The sequence below is a fragment of the Streptomyces sp. NPDC087270 genome (assembly GCF_044744625.1).
GTDB lineage: Bacteria > Actinomycetota > Actinomycetes > Streptomycetales > Streptomycetaceae > Actinacidiphila.
On record NZ_JBIUYR010000006.1, the window covers coordinates 177,226 to 194,888 of the forward strand.

The 17,663-nt window shown below is 73.1% G+C and carries 14 protein-coding genes and 2 pseudogenes; 8 read left to right on the forward strand and 8 right to left on the reverse strand.

The window, feature by feature from the left end:
* Positions 1-167: 167 nt before the first annotated feature.
* Positions 168-938, forward strand: a complete 771-nt coding sequence (locus tag ACIPAE_RS14295) for a bifunctional DNA primase/polymerase (RefSeq protein WP_329370114.1) — start codon at positions 168-170, stop codon at positions 936-938.
* Between the two features lie 51 nt (positions 939-989).
* Here ACIPAE_RS14295 and ACIPAE_RS14300 read toward each other — a convergent pair whose 3' ends face one another.
* Both ACIPAE_RS14300 and map read right to left on the reverse strand, forming a co-directional pair.
* Positions 990-1,982, reverse strand: a complete 993-nt coding sequence (locus ACIPAE_RS14300; protein WP_366413829.1) for a hypothetical protein — start codon at positions 1,980-1,982, stop codon at positions 990-992.
* Positions 1,983-2,043: 61 nt separating this feature from the next.
* Complete coding sequence (map, locus tag ACIPAE_RS14305) at positions 2,044-2,901, reverse strand: type I methionyl aminopeptidase (RefSeq protein WP_402445245.1); 858 nt, start codon at positions 2,899-2,901, stop codon at positions 2,044-2,046.
* Between the two features lie 118 nt (positions 2,902-3,019).
* Here map and ACIPAE_RS14310 point away from each other — a divergent pair, with 118 nt between their 5' ends.
* The 4 genes and pseudogenes from ACIPAE_RS14310 to ACIPAE_RS14325 all read left to right on the forward strand — a co-directional run bounded on the left by ACIPAE_RS14310 (position 3,020) and on the right by ACIPAE_RS14325 (position 5,860).
* Positions 3,020-3,214: a hypothetical protein gene (locus ACIPAE_RS14310; RefSeq protein WP_329370120.1), complete on the forward strand. Its 195-nt coding sequence runs from the start codon at positions 3,020-3,022 to the stop codon at positions 3,212-3,214.
* 222 nt (positions 3,215-3,436) lie between these two features.
* Positions 3,437-4,758, forward strand: a pseudogene (locus tag ACIPAE_RS14315) (MFS transporter).
* A 116-nt stretch (positions 4,759-4,874) separates the two neighbouring features.
* Positions 4,875-5,603: an NADPH-dependent F420 reductase gene (gene npdG / locus ACIPAE_RS14320; protein ID WP_402445247.1), complete on the forward strand. Its 729-nt coding sequence runs from the start codon at positions 4,875-4,877 to the stop codon at positions 5,601-5,603.
* Between the two features lie 65 nt (positions 5,604-5,668).
* Complete coding sequence (locus ACIPAE_RS14325; protein WP_328463304.1) at positions 5,669-5,860, forward strand: hypothetical protein; 192 nt, start codon at positions 5,669-5,671, stop codon at positions 5,858-5,860.
* Positions 5,861-5,990: 130 nt separating this feature from the next.
* On the opposite strand, the gene ACIPAE_RS14330 is transcribed toward ACIPAE_RS14325, so the two are convergent.
* Positions 5,991-6,776, reverse strand: coding sequence for a site-2 protease family protein (locus tag ACIPAE_RS14330; RefSeq protein ID WP_329370125.1), 786 nt, complete (start codon positions 6,774-6,776; stop codon positions 5,991-5,993).
* 256 nt (positions 6,777-7,032) lie between these two features.
* On the opposite strand from ACIPAE_RS14330, the gene ACIPAE_RS14335 reads away from it, so the two are divergent.
* Positions 7,033-10,617 (forward strand): AfsR/SARP family transcriptional regulator, encoded by a 3,585-nt coding sequence (locus ACIPAE_RS14335; protein ID WP_402445249.1) that lies wholly within the window; start codon positions 7,033-7,035, stop codon positions 10,615-10,617.
* 61 nt (positions 10,618-10,678) lie between these two features.
* Here ACIPAE_RS14335 and ACIPAE_RS14340 read toward each other — a convergent pair whose 3' ends face one another.
* The 5 genes and pseudogenes from ACIPAE_RS14340 to panB form a co-directional block, all read right to left on the reverse strand.
* Positions 10,679-11,509, reverse strand: coding sequence for an ABC transporter permease (locus tag ACIPAE_RS14340; protein ID WP_329370127.1), 831 nt, complete (start codon positions 11,507-11,509; stop codon positions 10,679-10,681).
* Complete coding sequence (locus tag ACIPAE_RS14345; RefSeq protein WP_366413832.1) at positions 11,506-12,570, reverse strand: ATP-binding cassette domain-containing protein; 1,065 nt, start codon at positions 12,568-12,570, stop codon at positions 11,506-11,508. Before ACIPAE_RS14345 ends, ACIPAE_RS14340 begins: the two co-directional genes overlap by 4 nt.
* Before the next feature lie 140 nt (positions 12,571-12,710).
* Positions 12,711-13,427 (reverse strand): zf-HC2 domain-containing protein, encoded by a 717-nt coding sequence (locus tag ACIPAE_RS14350; protein ID WP_329370131.1) that lies wholly within the window; start codon positions 13,425-13,427, stop codon positions 12,711-12,713.
* A 5-nt stretch (positions 13,428-13,432) separates the two neighbouring features.
* Positions 13,433-13,939 (reverse strand): annotated as a pseudogene (locus ACIPAE_RS14355) (sigma-70 family RNA polymerase sigma factor); the annotation flags it as partial.
* A gap of 444 nt (positions 13,940-14,383) precedes the next feature.
* Complete coding sequence (gene panB, locus ACIPAE_RS14360; RefSeq protein ID WP_329370133.1) at positions 14,384-15,247, reverse strand: 3-methyl-2-oxobutanoate hydroxymethyltransferase; 864 nt, start codon at positions 15,245-15,247, stop codon at positions 14,384-14,386.
* Positions 15,248-15,415: 168 nt separating this feature from the next.
* On the opposite strand from panB, the gene ACIPAE_RS14365 reads away from it, so the two are divergent.
* Both ACIPAE_RS14365 and ACIPAE_RS14370 read left to right on the forward strand, forming a co-directional pair.
* The gene (locus ACIPAE_RS14365) at positions 15,416-17,011 is read left to right on the forward strand and encodes an MFS transporter (protein WP_329370135.1); all 1,596 of its coding nucleotides are present in this window, start codon (positions 15,416-15,418) and stop codon (positions 17,009-17,011) included.
* The gene (locus ACIPAE_RS14370; RefSeq protein ID WP_402445253.1) at positions 17,008-17,661 is read left to right on the forward strand and encodes a TetR/AcrR family transcriptional regulator; all 654 of its coding nucleotides are present in this window, start codon (positions 17,008-17,010) and stop codon (positions 17,659-17,661) included. Before ACIPAE_RS14365 ends, ACIPAE_RS14370 begins: the two co-directional genes overlap by 4 nt.
* The last annotated feature ends 2 nt before the right edge of the window (positions 17,662-17,663 follow it).

Below are 17,663 nucleotides of genomic sequence, written 5' to 3' on the forward strand. Positions count from 1 at the left end.
CTAACTTCTTTCGTCAAGACCTTGCCGACACCCCGTCGGTAAAGGTTGCACGGGAACACTTCCACCCCGAGTGGCTGTTCAATCCAGCCAGGAGGCAGGATGGCCTCAACCGTGGGCGTACCGTGTCGAGTACCGCCGGTGGCCCCGGGGGCGAGGGAAGGAGCTCGATGGCAGGCAGGAACAGGTTGTCCGGCTGGTTGCGCCGAGGCGCGGACAGCGGGTCGTCCTCCTCGACCGCCGCCCGCCCCGCCCGGGCGCCGCGCTCCGCCCGCGGCTCCCGCTCCCGCCCCTCCGTGCCAGACCCGCGGCGCGACGAACTGACCCGGGCCGCCGCCCAGGCCGGCTACCGGCTGGTGCCCGCCGCCCACCCCGAGGGCTTCGGCTGTTCCTGCGAGCGGATCGGCTGCCCCATCCCGGGCCTGCACCCGATCTCGCTGGCCTGGCAGACCCAGGCGTCCACCGAGCCGCAGCGCGTCGAGGACTGGCTGCGCACCAACCCGCTGGCGAACTTCGTCACCGCGACCGGCATCGGCCACGACGTGCTCGACGTGCCCGCGGACGCGGGCCGGCTCGCCCTGGAGCGGCTGACCGTCGACGCCGCCACGATCGGGCCGGTCGCCGCCTACGGCGAGGACCGGCTGATGTTCTTCACCGCGACCCGCGGCACCCCCGCCGACGAGGACGAGTGGTGGCCCTGCGAGCTGGACAGCCACCCCGAGACCGCCGACGAGCACCCTGGCATCCGCTGGCACTGCCGCGGCAGCTACGTCCTGCTGCCGCCCGCGCGGCTGCCCTCCGGGAACTCCGTCCAGTGGCTCGACGGCCACGGCCCCGACCTGCCGCTGCCCGACCCGCTGCCCGTACTCGCCGTCCTCACCGACGCCTGCGCCCAGTTCGGCTACGAGTTCGAGCCCGAGTCCGTCGCGTGGGGCCGCTGAGCGAACCCCGGGCAAGCACGCGGCGAGCCGCACCCACCCAGGGGCACCCTCCTACTCACCCTTCGCGGAGACCAGTCCCGTCAGGCTGCTGAGGAACGTCACCTTCGCGCCGGCCTTCCTCGGCGGCACGGCCACCATGTTCTGGGCGACGCGGGCGAGGGTGATCGACGTCTTGGGGGTGCCCGAGGTGAGCGCCTTCGTGTCCTTGTCGAGCGTGAGCCGGTACCCCGCACGGAAGGTCGCCCGGGACTGGTGGCGCGAGCCGAAGAAGACGATCGCGCCGCCGTCGGTGGTGCGCAGCGCGATGGGCGCGAAGTCGCCGGAGATGTCGGGCTGATCGGCGTACTGGGTCACGGTGTCGGCGGTCCGCGCGGACTTCTCGTGGCTCGTCTTGAGGCCGGAGGTGGCCGGCCCGTCCGTGAAGACCTGTGCCGGGCCGGCCCCGTTCTTCCCGTCGTCCTTCCCGCTGTCCAGGTAGTCGGTGTACTGCGCGCTCAACTGCCCCGGCTGGACCTGCAGATCGGTGCCCGCCAGGGGCAACGCCTCGGCGTGGCCGTGCTTGTCGACCGCGAAGTGCGGCAGCGCGTCGGGCGTGGCCACCCCCAGGAAGTCCGCCATCCACGGCTCGTCGGGGCCGCCGCGGCGGAACGCCAGCAGCCAGCGCGAGTCGCCGTTGCGGTCGGTCTGCGCCTCCGCCACGAAGAACTTCGGCCAGCCGCGCTGCTCGGGGATGAGGAACTTCGCGTGCGAGAACTTCAGCGCCGAGTAATCCGCGTTCCCCTGGGGGTTGTTGGCGTGCTTGGCCCGTACCCCGGCCTGGTCGATCGTGCCCAGTGGCCCGGCCTCGATGGCCGCGATCGCCTGCTCGTCGTACGACTTGGTGGCCTTGTTGTTCTGCGCGGCGAAGTTCGCCAGCACCTTGGCCGCCTCGGCGGGCCGTATCGACGGGATGAGTGCGCGCTCGCCGTGCACCGTCACGCAACCGGCCAGCGGCACGGTCAGCGCGATGGCGGCGGCCCCGAGGCACAACCTGCGGCGGATCATGGCGCGTCGGCTCTCCTTCGTACCCGGTGGGATCGCCGCAAACCCTACCGGGCGCCGCCCGTCAAGGGAGCGTGAGTACCTCGGCTCCTTCGGCCGTCACGACCAGCGTGTGCTCGAACTGGGCAGTCCGCTTGCGGTCCTTGGTGACGACCGTCCAGCCGTCCTCCCACAGGTCGTACTCGTACGTGCCCAGCGTCAGCATCGGCTCGATGGTGAAGGTCATCCCCGGCTGCATCACCGTGGTCGCCCGCGGGTCGTCGTAGTGCGGGATCACCAGGCCCGAGTGGAAGGCGGTGTGGATGCCGTGCCCGGTGAAGTCGCGCACCACGCCGTACCCGAAGCGCTTCGCGTACGACTCGATCACCCGCCCGATCACGTTGATCCGGCGGCCCGGCCGCACCGCCTTGATCGCGCGCTCCAGCGCCTCCCGGGTGCGCTCCACCAGCAGCCGCGACTCCTCGTCCACGTCCCCGACGAGATACGTCGCGTTGCAGTCGCCGTGCACGCCGTTGATGTACGCGGTCACGTCCAGGTTGACGATGTCGCCGTCCCGCAGCACCGACGAGTCCGGGATGCCGTGGCAGATCACCTCGTTGACCGAGGTGCACAGCGACTTCGGGAAGCCGCGGTAGCCCAGGTCCGACGGGTACGCCTTGTGGTCGACCATGTACTCGTGGGCGATCCGGTCCAGCTCGTCCGTGGTCACCCCGGGCGCCACGGCCTTCGCCGCCGCCTCCATCGCCTGCGCGGCGATCCGCGAGGCGATCCGCATCCGTTCGACGGTCTCCTCGTCCTGCACCTCGGGACCCGTGTACGGGGTCGGCCCCGGCTTGCCCACGTACTCGGGGCGCGGGATCGCCCCGGGCACCTGGCGGGCGGGGGAGAGGGTGCCGGGTACGACCAGCGACTGACCAGACATGCCGACGAGTGTATCCACGGGAGATCGGGCACGATGGGAAGGGGCGGCGCCCGGCAACGGGAGGGGCTCGGCCGGGCCGGGCGGCCCGCACCCGCCGGTGAGCGAGAAGGAGAGCGCGATGGCCTTTCACAAGGCGAGCAAGCCCGCGGGGAAGCCGGGGGAGTGGTTCTACTGCCTCAAGCACAAGCGGGTCGAGGAGGGGCCGGACTGTCCCTCCAAGGACCGGTTCGGGCCTTACGCGACGAAGGGTGAGGCCGAGCACGCGATGGAGCGGGTGGCTGAGCGCAACGACGAGTGGGACTCACGGGAGTAGGTGGGGGCGACCCGCCCGGGTGCCCCGTTCTGTCGGGCGAGGGACCACCCCTCGGTGGTGGGCCGGTCGCGCGGTTCCCCGCGCCCCTGGGGATGTGCGGCTCTTCCGTGCCTCGCTCGGCTGCTCGCCGTTCTCGTTGCGGTCCGTGTCCGGCCGTAGGCCGGTGGCCTGCTGAGCGCGCAGTTCCCCGCGCCCCTGAGTGTGTGCGGCTCTTCCCGGAAAATGCGTTGCCGGGGGAGTGGTGGGGCGGGCAGATTCGCGCGGGTGAAAGTGAAGGGGCTTCTGCCCGATCTCGCGCCTTGGCGCAGCTCGCGGGACTTCCGGCTGATGTGGTCGGCGGGGGTGGTGACGAACTTCGGCAGTTTTCTGACGATGGTCGCGCTGCCGGTGCAGATCAAGGAGCTGACGGGTTCCGCGGTCGCGGTGGGCGCGGTGGGCGCGGTGGAGTTGGTGCCGCTGATCGTGTTCGGCCTCTACGGGGGCGCGCTCGCCGACGCGGTGGACCGCAAGACGCTGATCGTCGGGGCGGAGGCGGCGCAGGGCCTGCTGGTGGTGGGCCTGCTGCTCAACACGTCGGTCCCGCATCTCGCGTCGAGCGCGGGCCGCTGTACGCGGGCGCGGCGCTGTCCAGCGCGCTGGCCGGGCTCCAGCGGCCCGCGCTCGACGCGATCGTGCCGCGCATCGTGCCCCGCGACCAGCTCGCGGCGGCCGCGTCGCTGAACGCCCTGCGTTGGCAGATCGGGGCCATCGCGGGCCCCTCCGTCGCGGGCCTGGTGATCGCCTACGCGGGCCTCGGCTGGTCCTACGGCATCGACGCGGTGACCTTCGCCGTCTCGGTCCTCCTCGCCCTGGGGCTGCGCCGCTCGCCCGCCGCGCACGACGCCCGCCCGCCGTCGCTGCGGGGGATCGCCGAGGGGGCGCGGTACGCCTGGAGCCGCAAGGAGTTGCTGGGCACGTACCTGATCGACATGGTCGCGATGTTCTTCGCCTACCCGGCGGCGATCTTCCCCTTCCTGGCGGACGACCTGCACGCGCGGTGGTCGCTCGGCCTGATGTACGCGGCCGGGTCGGTGGGGTCGCTGCTGGTCAGCCTCACCAGCGGGTGGGCCTCGCGGGTGCGCGGACACGGGCGGATGGTGGTGGCCGCGGCGGCGGGCTGGGGGCTGGCGATGGCCTGCGCGGGCTGGTCGGGCCGGATCTGGCTGGTGCTGGTGTTCCTCGCCGCGGCCGGCGCCTGTGACATGGTCAGCGGCATCGGCCGCTCCACCATGTGGAACGCGACCATCCCGGACGGCCTGCGCGGCCGGCTGGCCGGGATCGAGCTGCTGTCGTACTCCACCGGGCCGCAACTGGGCCAGGTCCGCTCCGGCGGTGTCGCCGCGTTGAGCTCCGCGCGGACCTCGGTCTGGTCCGGCGGGCTGGCCTGCGTCGCCTCGGTGGGCCTGCTGGCGCTGGCGCTGCCCGCGCTGATGTCCTACGACTCGCGGGACGCGGCCCCGGTCGACGCCGCCGGCCCCGCCGACCGCCCCGTCCTTTCGGGGTAGCCGCCGGGCGCCGCCGCCCGCGGCATGTCCGCCGCGGTCCGCCGCGCCTTCCGCCGCTGTGCCGTCCGTTACTGTCCGGGAGGCGCAGACACCCGCGGGGGCGGGGCGGTGCGAAGATGGGCCGCATGACCGCTGACGATGTGAAGAAGCCCGCCGCCAAGGACCCCTGGGCCCTCCCGGACGTGTCGGCGCTGACGGTGGGAGTGCTGGGCGGAACCGGCGACCAGGGCCGGGGCCTGGCCTACCGCCTGGCGCGGGCCGGCCAGTCCGTGGTGATCGGCTCGCGGGACGCGGCGCGCGCGGAGGCCGCCGCGGCCGAGCTGGCCGCGGGCGAGAAGGGCGCAACGGGAGTCCAGGGCGCCGAGAACGCGGAGTGCGCCCGCCGCAGCGACATCGTGATCGTGGCGGTCCCGTGGGAGGGCCACGCGAAGACCCTCGAAGCGCTGCGCGAACCCCTCGCCGGCAAGCTCGTGATCGACTGCGTCAACCCGCTCGGCTTCGACAAGCAGGGCGCCTACGCGCTCACCCCCGAGGAGGGCAGCGCCGCCCAGCAGGCCGCCGCGCTCCTCCCGGACTCCCGGGTCACCGCCGCCTTCCACCACCTGTCGGCGGTGCTCCTCCAGGACCCCGCGGTCGAGTCGATCGACACCGACGTCATGGTGCTCGGCGAGTCCCGCGCCGACACCGACCTCGTACAGGCGCTGGCCGGCCGTATCCCCGGTATGCGCGGCGTGTTCGCCGGGCGGCTGCGCAACGCCCACCAGGTCGAGTCCCTGGTGGCCAACCTGATCTCCGTCAACCGCCGTTACAAGGCCCACGCCGGGCTGCGCGTCACCGACGTGTGACGTCCGGCGGCCCGCCGGGCCGCGCCACCCCCGACCACCCCCACCAGCACAGGAGCCCGACCGCCATGCCCCGCCTCGCCCTCTACTCCCTGATCGTGTGCCTGCTGGCCGTGGCGGCCGCGGTGGTGTCCTTCGTCAACGGCCAGTGGATCGGGGTGGTCTGGGTGCTGCTCGCCGGCCTCACCAGCAACATGTGCTGGTACTACTACCGCAAGGCGAAGTTGACGGCCGCGGCCGGGCAGCGCGCCGCCGGGTGACCCGACGGCTGACCTGGCGGCGCGGCCAGGCCGTGTTCTGGGGGCACATCCCCCCGCCGCAGGCTGCGGGGAGCACCGGACGCCACGGGTCCCGCCCTTCGGGCGGACGGCGCTCCTTCCACAACGCGGCCTAGTGCTTCCAGAACTGGAACAGGTAGTAGCCGTAGCCCGCCATCCAGTCCGGCACCTTGAACCACGTCATCACGTGGTACATCGCGTCGAAGAACTTGACGTTCACCGAGTGGATGTAGAGCACCCCGAAGACCGCGAGCATCCCGAACGGCGCGAACGGCTGCACCTGGCGGCGCACTTCGTAGGACAGCCACGGCTCGATCACGCCGTAGCCGTCAAGGCCGGGGATGGGCAGGAAGTTCATGATGGCCGCGGTCACCTGGAGCAGCGCGAGGAACCCGAGGGCGGCCTGGAAGTCGTGCGGCCAGGAGTCGGCCAGGCCGAGGGTGAACGGCAGCATCAGCAGGATGGCGAAGAGCACGTTGGTGAGCGGGCCCGCCGCCGAGATGAGGCTGTGCCGCAGCCGGCCGCGGATGCGGTTGCGCTCGATGAGCACGGCGCCGCCGGGCAGGCCGATGCCGCCGAGGATGACGAAGATCAGCGGCAGCAGGATGGACAGCGCGGCGTTGGCGTACTTCAGCGGGTTCAGCGTGAGGTAGCCCTTGGCCTCGATGCTGGTGTCGCCGCTGTGCAGGGCGGTACGGGCGTGTGCGTACTCGTGCAGGCACAGCGAGAAGAGCCAGCCGGACAGCACGAACAGGAACACCGCGAAGCCGGCGTCGGACGCGTAGCCCGCCCACACCGCCCAGCCGGAGACCACCATCACCGCGGTGATGCCGAGGAACACCGGGCTGATCCGGCGGTTCTCGCCTCGCCTGGTCATGCGCAGCGGGGTGACGGTCATGTGCGGGCTCCTCGCGGGGGCGATCAGCGGGCGTGGTCGGCGGGCAGGGTCGGCGACGGGCGGGTCAGCGGTGTGATGCCGCCCGATCATGCCATCCCGGGCGGGCTCGGACACGTGCCACGTCCGCAAAACGGACGGCGGCGGGCCCTGGTTCCGGCCCGTACCCCGCCAGTACCCGCCGTGCCCGGGCGCCGCCGCGCCGCCGGCCCCGCGCACTTCGTGACACCGGCCACGCCGACTCCGTAAGAATGGGGCCGTGCGATACGCGATCCTCGGCTCCACTCAGGCCCTGCGGGGCGACGGCGAACCCGTCGCGCTCGCGGGCGGCCGGCTGCGCGCGCTGCTCACCGCGCTGGCGTTGCGGCCCGGCCGGGTGGTCGGCGCGGACGTCCTGATCGACGAGGTGTGGGACGGCGAGCCGCCGGCCGGGGCCACCGGGGCGTTGCAGGCGCTGGTCGGGCGGCTGCGGCGGGCGCTGGGGCACGACGCGGTCGGGTCGGTCGGCGGCGGCTACCGGCTGGAGGCGGCCCGCGACGACGTGGACCTGTACCGCTTCGAGCGGCTGGCCGAGGAAGGCGCGCAGGCGCTGGCCGAGGGCGACCCGGTGAAGGCCGCCGGGCTGCTCGGCGACGCGCTCGCGCTGTGGCGCGGCCCGGCGCTGGCCGACCTGCCGGACCGGGGCACGGCCGCCGTACGCAGCGAGGCGCTGCGGCTGGACGCCCACCGGCAGCGGCTGACCGCGGAACTCGCGCTCGGCCGGGCCGGGCAGGTGCTGCCCGAACTCGCCGAACTGGCCGCCGAGCACCCCCTGGACGAGCCGCTGCGGGCCCTGCACATCCGCGCCCTGCGCGCCGCCGGCCGCACCGCGGAGGCGCTCACCGCATACGAGGCGGTCCGCCGCGACCTCGCCGACCAGCTCGGCGCCGACCCCGGCGACGAACTGCGCCGCCTGCACGCGGAACTGCTCCACCCGGCACCGGCCGCGCCGTCCGACCGGGCCGGCGAGGGCGACCACGGCCCGCGGAGCCGCCCCGGCGCGACCGGCACGCCGCCCGCCCGTAGCCACGCCCACGCCCGCGCGCACACCCCCGTCCCCGGCGCGGACTCCGCCGACGGCGCGCCCGCGGGCTGGACGTACGACCGCACGCCCGCCGGCGGCGCGGCCGTGGCCGATCAGGACCGGGGCCGTACCGCGGGCGGCCGCGGGCCCGTGGAGTGCGGGCTCGGCAACGCCCGCGCCCGGCTGACCAGCTTCGTCGGCCGGGAGAGCGACCTCGCGGCGGTGCGGCAGGACCTCGCGCAGGGGCGGCTGGTGACGATCACCGGCCCGGGCGGCACCGGCAAGACCCGGCTCTCCCAGGAGGCCGGTGACCTGGTCGCGGGCCGCTGGGCCGACGGCGTCTGGTACGCCGAGCTGGCCCCGGTGAGCGACCCGCGCACCCTCCCCGAAGCGGTGATCAGCTCGCTCGGGCTGCGCGAGACGCTGCTGCACTCCGGCGGTGCCGCCGGGGCGGCCATCGCGGCGGAGACCGGCCCGCGCGACGCGGCACGGCAGCTCGCCGACTACTGCTCCAGCCGCGAACTGCTGCTCGTGCTGGACAACTGCGAGCACGTCATCGACGCCGCCGCCACCCTCACGGAGTCGCTGCTGGCGAACTGCCCGGGCCTGTCGGTGCTCGCCACCAGCCGCGAACCGCTCGGCGTGCCCGGCGAGTTGGTGCGCCCGCTGGACCCGCTGCCGGACCCGACCGCGCTGCGCCTGCTCGCCGACCGGGGCGCGGCGGCCCGCCCGGGCTTCTCGGTCGACGACGACCCGGTGGCCTGCGCGGAGCTGTGCCGGCGGCTCGACGGCCTGCCGCTGGCGATCGAGCTGGCCGCGGCCCGGCTGCGCAGCCTGTCGCCCCGGCAGCTCGCCGACCGGCTCGACGACCGCTTCCGCCTGCTCACCGGCGGCAGCCGCACGCTGCTGCCCCGCCAGCAGACCCTGCGCGCCGTCGTCGACTGGTCCTGGGACCTGCTGGACCCCGCCGAGCGCGTCCTGCTGCGCCGGCTCGCCGTCTTCCGCGGCGGCTGCACCCTCGACGCGGTCGAGGCGGTCTGCGCGGACCCCGCGTCCGGCGGGGAGCCCGGCGACGGGACGCCGGCCGGGAGCGCGGCGTCCGCAGCCGAGCGGATAGCGTCGCCGGACGCGGCCGCCCTGCTCGCCTCCCTCGTCGACAAGTCACTGGTCCTCGCCGAACAGGGCGCGGACGGCTCCCGGTACCGGATGCTGGAGACCATCGCGGAGTACTCCGCCGAGCGGCTCGACGAGTCGGGCGAGCGCGACCGGGTCGCGCGACGGCACCTGACGTACTTCCGCGAGTACGTCCGCACCGCCGACCCGAAGCTGCGCGGCCGCGGCCAACTCGTCTGGTTCGAGCGGCTGGAGCGCGAGCAGGAGAACCTGCGCGCGGCGCTGCGCCGGGCGGTGGACACCGCCGACGAGCAGGAGGCGCTGATGCTCGTGATCGGCTGCGCCTGGTTCTGGGAGGTGCGCAACCACGTCTCGGAGCGGAAGTACTGGCCGACTGTGGTGGCGGCGCTGGGCCCGAACCCGTTTCAGGAGCCGCCGAGCCTGGTACCGGTCGAGCGCGGCGTCCTGGACGACCCGCCGCCGTTGGACGGCGAGCGGCTGCTCGAGGCGCGCCGGTACGTCCGCGTGATCGAGCTGGCCGCGCACGACGAGGAGACCGACTGGTGGTCCGACGGGGACATCTCCGCCACCGGCCTCGCCCTGATCGAGACCTATCCGCCGCACCTGCCGCAGTCCGCCCGGCAGCCCGGCATCACCCGCCCCTTCGGCGCGTTCTTCGCCGGGGACTTCACGCGGCTGCACGAGCTGATGGACGAGACCGTCGAGTCCTGCCGCACCTTCGGCCGCACCTGGGAACTGGCCTATTCGCTGCAACTGCGGGCGAAGGTCAACAACGACGTCAGCGAGCGGATGGACGCGGCGCTGGCGGACATCAGCGAGAGCCGCGAGCTGTTCCAGCAACTCGGCGACGAGTGGGGCACGGCCGAGACGATGTCGGCCGAGGCCGAGGCCGCGGGCAACATGGGGGACTGGCACCGGGCGATCGAGTGCTGCCGTGAGGGCATCGAGCTGGCCCGCAAGATGGGCGCGCACCAGCACGTCCCGGTGGTGACCGTCCGGCTCGGCGACGCGCTGGCGAGCGTCGGCGAGGTGGTGGAGGGCGAGCGGGTGATGCGCGAGGGCATCGCGGACGCCGAGCGGTTCGGTTCGGCCGCCGACGGCGCCGCCTTCTTCGGCAAGGTGCAACTCGCCAATCTGCTCAACCGCCTGGAGCGGGTGCCCGAGGCGAGGGAGCTGATCGAGAGAACCATCCAGGACACCCGTGCGAGCGGCTCGCCGATACCGGGCTTCGTGGTCGGGATGCTCAACGGCATGAAGGGCCACCTGATGGGCCGGGCCGGTGAGCCGGCGGCCGGCCTCGCGCTGCTGACCGAGGGCGTCACCGAACTCAGCGGCCATCCGCTGGCCGAGGTGATCACCCCCCGGCTGGCGATCGTGATCTCCCCCGGCGTCGTGGAACTGCTGGTCCTGCTCGCCGAATCCGAACCCGGGGTCAAGCCGGAGCGGCTGACCCGCGCGGCCAAGCTGCTGTCCGCGCACGACCGGCTGCGCCCGCTGGCGATCGCACCGCTGGAGGCCCGCCACATCGACAGGACCCGCCGCCGGCTGCGCGAACTGCTCGGCGAGGACGCGTACGCCGCCGCGTACGCCGCGGGCGACGGCCTCGGTGTCGCCGAGGCCGTCGCCTTGATGCGCGAGGCGAACTGATCCGCGAGACGAACTGACGGTCCCTCGGGCGGCACCCGCGTGCGGTGCCGCCTTCGGCCGGTCACGTCTTCTTGCGGAACCGCGCCACCGCCAGCGGCGCCGTCACCACGGTGATGCCGATCGACCAGGCCACCACCATCCACACCGAGTGCGCCACCGGGCCGCCGTTGATCAACGCCCTTGACGCGTCGGCCAGGTTGGAGAGCGGATTGACCTTCGTGAAGCTCTCCAGCCAGCCCGGCATCGTGGTCGGCTTGGCGAAGATGGAACTGCCGAACTGCAACGGCATGAGCACGAGCATGGCCACTCCCTGGACCGCCTGGGCGGTCTTCATCGTCAGGCCCAGCAGGATGAAGATCCACATCAGCGAGGCGCCGAAGACCAGGGACAGCAGCACCGACATCAGCAGGTGCGGGACGTCCGTTCCGACGCTCATGCCGAGCGCGAAGCCCATGCCGAGCAGGATCGCCATCGCGATCATCATCCGGCCGACCTCGACCACGATCTTCGCGATCAGTACCGAGGACCGCGCGATCGGCATCGTGCGGAACCGGTCCATGACCCCCTTGCGGAAGTCGTCGTTGATGCCGGTCCCGACCGCCATGGCGATGTTCATGCCCATCATCGCCATCAGGCCGGGGACCACGTAGTTCACGTACGCGTGCTGGTGCCCCTTGCCGGAGACCGCGCCGCCGAAGACGTAGACGAAGAGCAGGGTGAAGATCACCGGCATCAGCAGGACGTCGAACATCGACTCCGGGTCCTGCTTGATCTGGAGCATGTTGCGGCGGGCCAGGGCACCGATGTGCCGGAGGTTGGCCCGCAGGCCGATCCTGCCCTCGTTCGCCGTGACCTTCGCCGGTGCGGCCAGGGTGGCCGATGCCGCGCTCATACCGAGACCTCCACGTTCTGCTGTGCGTCCGTCATGCTGTGCGGGGCGGCCGGGCCGGGCCCGTCGTCGCCGGTGGGCCCGTCCTCCGCGGCCGACGCCTTCTGGCCGGTCACGGCGAGGAACACCTCGTCCAGGCTGGGCAGATGGGTCTCGATGTGCGCGATGCCGAAGCCGCGGGCGCCCAGCAGTCCCACCACGGCGGTGAGCTGGTCGTCGCTGAGGATCGGCACGCTGACCAGGCCGTCGTCGTCGGTGCGGGCGCCCGCGACGCCGTCGAGCCCGGCCTCGGCGATCGCGGCGGCCATCCCGGCGGCCTCTGCGGCCTCGCTCGGCCTGATCCGCAGGGTCCGCCCGCCGACCTTTGCCTTCAGCTCGGCGACCTTGCCGCCGGCGATGATCCGGCCGCGGTCGATGACCGTCAGCTCGTGGGCGAGCTGCTCGGCCTCCTCCATGTACTGGGTGGTGAGCAGCACCGTCGCCCCCTCGGCGACCATCCGCTGCACCTCCTCCCACACCTCGTTGCGGGTGCGCGGGTCCAGGCCCGTGGTCGGCTCGTCCAGGTAGAGCACCGCGGGGCGGCCGATCATGCTCGCCGCCAGGTCGAGGCGGCGGCGCATACCGCCGGAGTACTGCATCGCCGGCCGCTTGGCGGCCTCGGTGAGCGAGAAGCGCTCCAGCAGCTCGTCGGCGCGGGACCTGGCCTCCTTGCGGGGCAGGTCGAGCAGCCGCCCGATCATGTACAGGTTCTCCCGGCCGGAGAGCTTCTCGTCGACCGAGGCGTATTGCCCGGTCATCCCGATCACCCGGCGCAGCTGCCGGGGTTGCTTGAGTACGTCGTAGCCCGCCACGTGGGCGCTGCCGGCGTCCGGCCGCACCAGCGTGGACAGCACCCGTACGAGCGTGGTCTTGCCGGCCCCGTTCGGGCCGAGGACGCCGAGCACCGTGCCCTGGCGCACTTCCAGATCCACCCCGTCGAGGGCTTTGGTCGGGCCGTAGTGCTTGACCAGACCGCGCACCTCGACGGCGGCGGTCCCACCGTTCTCTGTCAGTCGCGTCGTCATGTCCACCACCATGCAGGGGCCCACCGACACGGCACCGATATCCCACCGACAGCGATATGTCGGCGGGATATCGGTGACGAAAGCAGCAGGTCAGCGCGGTGGTGACGGGACGGTGCGGTGATCGCCGGGCGCCCGGCGGGTCAGCCGGCGGTGCCGCGCGGGCGGTCCGTGGGCTGCGCGCCGGCCTGCGGGATGCTCAGCAGCAGGGTGCCGTCGGCGGCGCGCACCTCGAACCGGCTGATCGCCGTGGGGTGCATCCCGGTGGCGCCGCTCACGGTCAGCGCCTTGGGCTGCTCGCCCGTGCCGTACCCGCCCTGCGGCACCGACCAGGTCGCGACGGTCTCCCGGGAGTCGTCGCGGCCCACGGCGTCCAGGTGGCAGTGGTCCGGGCCGCGCACCCCGGCCAGCCGCAGGCTGACCGCGGTGCCCCACGCCTTGTCGGTGAGCCCGACGACGGCGGACACCCCGGTCGACGGGTCGCGCGCCGAGTCCTGCGCGCCCGGGAGGGCACTGGCGGCAGGGGTGGCGGTGCCGTCGTGGGTGGCCAGCACCGCGACGGTGGGCCCGCCGACGACCAGCGCCGCGGCCACCGCGACCGCGACCAGCCGCCGCCTGCGGCGGGCCCGGCGCTCGCCGGAGACCTGCCGCAGCAGCCGGTCCAGCAGCGCGTCGCCGGGCGGCTCGGGGAAGCCGATCCCGTCCTCCCGCAGCTCGGCGAGGACCGGCACCACCCCGCTCAGCTCGTCCAGCTCCCGCCCGCACTCGTCGCACCCGGCCAGGTGCTCCTCGAACGCCGACATCTGCGCGTCGTCGAGGGCCCCGAGCAGATAGGCGCCCACGTCCACATGAGGCGTCATGGGGTTCACGAGGTGGTCACCCCTCTCTCCTCCAGCGCGTTCCGTGCGGCGCGCAGCGCGTAGAAGACCCGGGACCGTACGGTGCCGGGCGGCAGCCCCAGCTCCTCGGCCGCCTCGCTGACTGTACGGCCCTTGAAGTACGTCTCGACGAGTGCTTCGCGGTGGGCGGGGGACAGGTCCTGGAGGGCGTCGGAGATCGTCATCAGGCGCAGCGAGCGCTCCAGTTCGTCGCGCGCCGGCAGCAGGTCCAGGGCGGCGGGGGAGGTCTCGGGGGGCCGGGCCTGCCGGCTGCGGTGGCCGTCGATCACGATCCGCCGGGCGACGGTGACCAGCCAGGGCCGCAGCGACCTGGCCGCCGGGTCGAGCTGCGCCGCGCTCTTCCAGGCCCGCAGCAGCGTCTCCTGCACGACGTCCTCGGCGAGGTGGCGGTCGCCCGCGACGAGCTTGAGGACGTAGGTGAACAGGGCGCCCGCGTGCTCGCGGTACAGCGCCCGCATGAGGTCTTCCTCCGGGACCGCGCCGTCGGACCCCGACCCCGACCCGGACCCGGACCCCGACCCGGACCCCGACCCCGACCCGGGCGCGGGCTCGGCACCGGACACCGGCCCAGCACCGGGCACCGGCGCGGCACCGGCCACCGCACCGGGCCGGGCCGTGCCGTCGGGCCCGGGCGGGCCGGCCGGCCGCGCCGCACCGGCCTGTTCCGGTAGCTCCGGAGGGGGTCCGTCCACGGGCGCATCCTGCCGCACCGGCGGCTCCCGGTCGAGTTCGCGTATCGCGGATCGAGACATCAGCGGGTGGCTTTCCAAGGGTGGCGGGTCGCCGCGGCGGCGGCGCTCACGCCCTCCATACGGACCCGCGGCCGGAATGTCTCATCCGGGAGGCGGAAAAGCCGCGGAAGGCGCAGGCGGGCGGGCCCGGACACACCCGGACCCGCCCGCCTCGCCCCCTCGACGTCAGTGGAAGGTGTGCTCCTCGGCCGGGAACTCCCCGCCCACCACGTCCTGCGCGTACGCCTTCGCCGCGTCACCCAGGGTGCGGCGCAGGTCGGCGTACTGCTTGGTGAAGCGCGGCACCTTGCCGCCGGTCATCCCGGCCATGTCGGTCCACACCAGCACCTGCGCGTCGGTGTCGGGGCCGGCACCGATGCCGATCACGGGGATCTCCAGGGTGCGGGTGATCTCGGCGGCGACCTCGCTCGGCACCAGTTCCAGCACCAGCGCGAAGGCGCCCGCCTCCTGCGCGGCCTTGGCGTCCTGCATCAGGCGGTGCGCCGCCTCGTCGCCACGGCCCTGCACGCGGTAGCCCAGGGTGTGCACGGACTGCGGGGTCAGGCCCATGTGCGACATGACCGGGATGCCGGCCTCGACCAGCGCCTCGGTCTGGGCCAGCGAGCGCTTGCCGCCCTCCAGCTTCACCGCGCCGACGCCGGCCTCCTTCACCAGCCGGGTCGCGCTGCGCAGGGCCTGCACCGGGCCCTCCTGGTACGAGCCGAAGGTCAGGTCGCCGACGATCAGGGCCCGCCGGGTGCCGCGGACGACGGCGGCGGACAGCATCGTCATGTGGTCGAGCGTGACCGGCACGGTGGTGTCGTAGCCGAGGTGACAGTTGCCCATCGAGTCACCGACCAGCAGCACGGGGATGCCCGCCTCGTCGAAGACGGACGCGGTCATCGCGTCGTACGCGGTGAGCATGGGCCACTTCTCGCCGCGCTCCTTGGCGGCGCCCAGGTCACGCACGGTCACCCGGCGGGAGCCGGTCCCGCCGTAGAGCGCCTTGGGGTTGTCGGCTGGGTTCTGGGCAGCCGGAAGTTGCGTCATGGTGACGGCTCCTTCATGTCATCTCGAGGCGCCCTGACGGCGTCCCCGGACCACCTCCCATGCTGACACGCCCGGCGCCGCGCCGAAAGCCCTCCGCTGAGGTGCTGCTTTTACCCGGGCTTTACGATACGAGACGGGGCCGTATCGTAAATGGGGTACCCTCGTGCAATGGCCGCTGATGTGATAGTCACCAAGGTGCCCGAGGCGATCCATCGCCGCCGCTGGGCGATTCTCACCGTGTTGCTGTTCAGCCTGCTCGTCGTGGTGCTGGACAACTCGATCCTCAACGTGGCGATGAAGACGATCGCCCAACCCGCCCCGACCGGACTCGGCGCCAGCCAGAGCGAGTTGGAGTGGGCGATCAACTCGTACACCCTGGTCTTCGCCGGCCTGCTGTTCACCGCGGGCCTGCTCGGCGACCGGCTGGGCCGCAAGAAGGTGCTGCTCTTCGGCATGTTCGTGTTCGGCGGCGGCTCCGCGCTGTCCGCGTTCGCCGGCTCCGCGGGTGAACTGATCGCCTGGCGCGGCGTGATGGGCCTGGGCGGCGCGTTCATCATGCCCGCCACCCTCGCCATCATCATGAACGTCTTCGAGCGCGAGGAGCAGCCGCGCGCCATCGGCATCTGGGCGGGCGTGGTCGGCCTGGCCATCGCGGTCGGCCCGATCACCGGCGGCCTGCTGCTCCAGCACTTCTGGTGGGGCTCGGTCTTCCTGGTCAACGTGCCGATCGTGGTCGCCGCGCTGATCGCGATGTTCCTGATCGTGCCCGACTCCAAGGACCCGCGGCCCGGCCGGCTCGACCCGGTCGGCGTGCTGCTGTCCATCGCCGGCCTGGTGCTGCTCATCTACGGCATCATCAAGGGCGGCCAGTACGGCGACTTCACCCGCCCGGAGGTGTGGGCCACCTCCGTGGGCGGCCTCGCCATCCTCGGCGGCTTCGTCTGGTACGAGGCGCGCAGCGACCACCCGGCCCTGGACGTCGCCTACTTCAAGAAGCGGCAGTTCTCCGCCTCGGTCGCCGCGATCGGCCTGGTCTTCTTCGCGCTGATGGGCGTGACCTTCTTCATCGTCTTCTACACCCAGTCGGTCCGCGGCTACAGCGCCCTCCAGTCCGGCCTGCTGCTGCTCCCGCTGGCCGCCGCCCAGATGGTGTTCGCGCCGCGCGCCCGGCTGCTGGTGGACAAGCTCGGCGCCCGGGTGGTGTGCGCCGGCGGCATGGTGCTGACCGGGCTGTCCTTCCTCGGCTTCCTCATGCTCGGCCAGTCCACCCCGATCTGGGAGCTGGAGGTGCTGTTCTTCGTGATGGGCACCGCGATGGCGCACGTCATGCCGCCCGCCACCGTGATGATCATGTCGTCGCTGCCGCGTGAGAAGGCCGGCTCCGGCTCCGCGGTCAACAACACCTTCCGGCAGGTCGGCGGCGCCCTCGGCGTGGCCGTGCTCGGCTCGGTGATGTCCACCGTCTACCGCAACGGCATCAGCACCCACCTCGGCAGCCTGCCCGCCGACAAGCGGCACGCGGCCGGCGAGTCGATCGAGGCGACCCTAGGCGTCGCGCAGAAGATCGGCCCGCGCGGCAACGTGCTGATCCAGCCCGCCAACGACGCGTTCATCCACGCCATGCACATCACGGCGGCCGCCTCCGCCGCGGTCGCGATCATCGGCGGCGTGATCGCGCTCGCCTTCCTGCCCCCCAAGGACGCACCGGCGCGCGCGGCCGGCGGCGGCTCGGAGGAGCGGGAGATGGTGGGAGTCGAGCAGTGACGGTGGGCACTTCCCCGGGCGGTGCCGCGGACCGTACGCCGGACGGTACGGCGGCGGCCACGGCACCGCGCGGACGCCCGCGCAACGCGGCCGTCGACCGTACGGTCATCGACACCGTGCTGCGGCTGATCTCCGAGGGCACGTCGATCGGCGACCTGACCATGGAGGGCATCGCCCGGGAAGCGGGCGTCGGCAAGGCGACGGTGTACCGGCGCTGGTCCGGCAAGGACGCGCTGCTGTTCGACGTGCTCGACACCGTGGACCCGCCACCACCGGTCAGCCGCACCGGCGACCTGCGTACGGACCTGGTCTGCGCGGTCGAGTTCATCCGCCGGCACAGCCTCGCCAAGCGGGAGTCCGCGCTGCTGCGGACCATGGTGACGCAGATGCAGAGCAACCCGCGGCTGTGGAAGCGCTACCACGACACCGTCATCGCCGGCCGCCGCCAGATGCTCAGGGCGCTGCTGGAGCGCGGCATCGCCACCGGCCAGATCCGTCCCGAACTCGGTACCGACCTCGAACTGCTCTGCGACATGGTGGCCGGTCCCGTGCTCGCCCGCGCCACCCTGCGCCCGGACTCCTCGCTCCCCGAGGACCTCGCCGACCGCGTGGTGGACACCCTCCTGGACGGGATGCGCCCCCGCGACTGACC

Bases quoted from the DNA above. Each gene is read 5' to 3' on its own strand.
- ACIPAE_RS14295 (WP_329370114.1), top strand. From the start codon at position 168: ATGGCAGGCAGGAACAGGTTGTCCGGCTGGTTGCGCCGAGGCGCGGAC.
- ACIPAE_RS14300 (WP_366413829.1), bottom strand. From the start codon at position 1,982: ATGATCCGCCGCAGGTTGTGCCTCGGGGCCGCCGCCATCGCGCTGACC.
- map (WP_402445245.1), bottom strand. From the start codon at position 2,901: ATGTCTGGTCAGTCGCTGGTCGTACCCGGCACCCTCTCCCCCGCCCGC.
- ACIPAE_RS14310 (WP_329370120.1), top strand. From the start codon at position 3,020: ATGGCCTTTCACAAGGCGAGCAAGCCCGCGGGGAAGCCGGGGGAGTGG.
- npdG (WP_402445247.1), top strand. From the start codon at position 4,875: ATGGGCCGCATGACCGCTGACGATGTGAAGAAGCCCGCCGCCAAGGAC.
- ACIPAE_RS14325 (WP_328463304.1), top strand. From the start codon at position 5,669: ATGCCCCGCCTCGCCCTCTACTCCCTGATCGTGTGCCTGCTGGCCGTG.
- ACIPAE_RS14330 (WP_329370125.1), bottom strand. From the start codon at position 6,776: ATGACCGTCACCCCGCTGCGCATGACCAGGCGAGGCGAGAACCGCCGG.
- ACIPAE_RS14340 (WP_329370127.1), bottom strand. From the start codon at position 11,509: ATGAGCGCGGCATCGGCCACCCTGGCCGCACCGGCGAAGGTCACGGCG.
- ACIPAE_RS14345 (WP_366413832.1), bottom strand. From the start codon at position 12,570: ATGACGACGCGACTGACAGAGAACGGTGGGACCGCCGCCGTCGAGGTG.
- ACIPAE_RS14350 (WP_329370131.1), bottom strand. From the start codon at position 13,427: ATGACGCCTCATGTGGACGTGGGCGCCTATCTGCTCGGGGCCCTCGAC.
- panB (WP_329370133.1), bottom strand. From the start codon at position 15,247: ATGACGCAACTTCCGGCTGCCCAGAACCCAGCCGACAACCCCAAGGCG.
- ACIPAE_RS14365 (WP_329370135.1), top strand. From the start codon at position 15,416: ATGGCCGCTGATGTGATAGTCACCAAGGTGCCCGAGGCGATCCATCGC.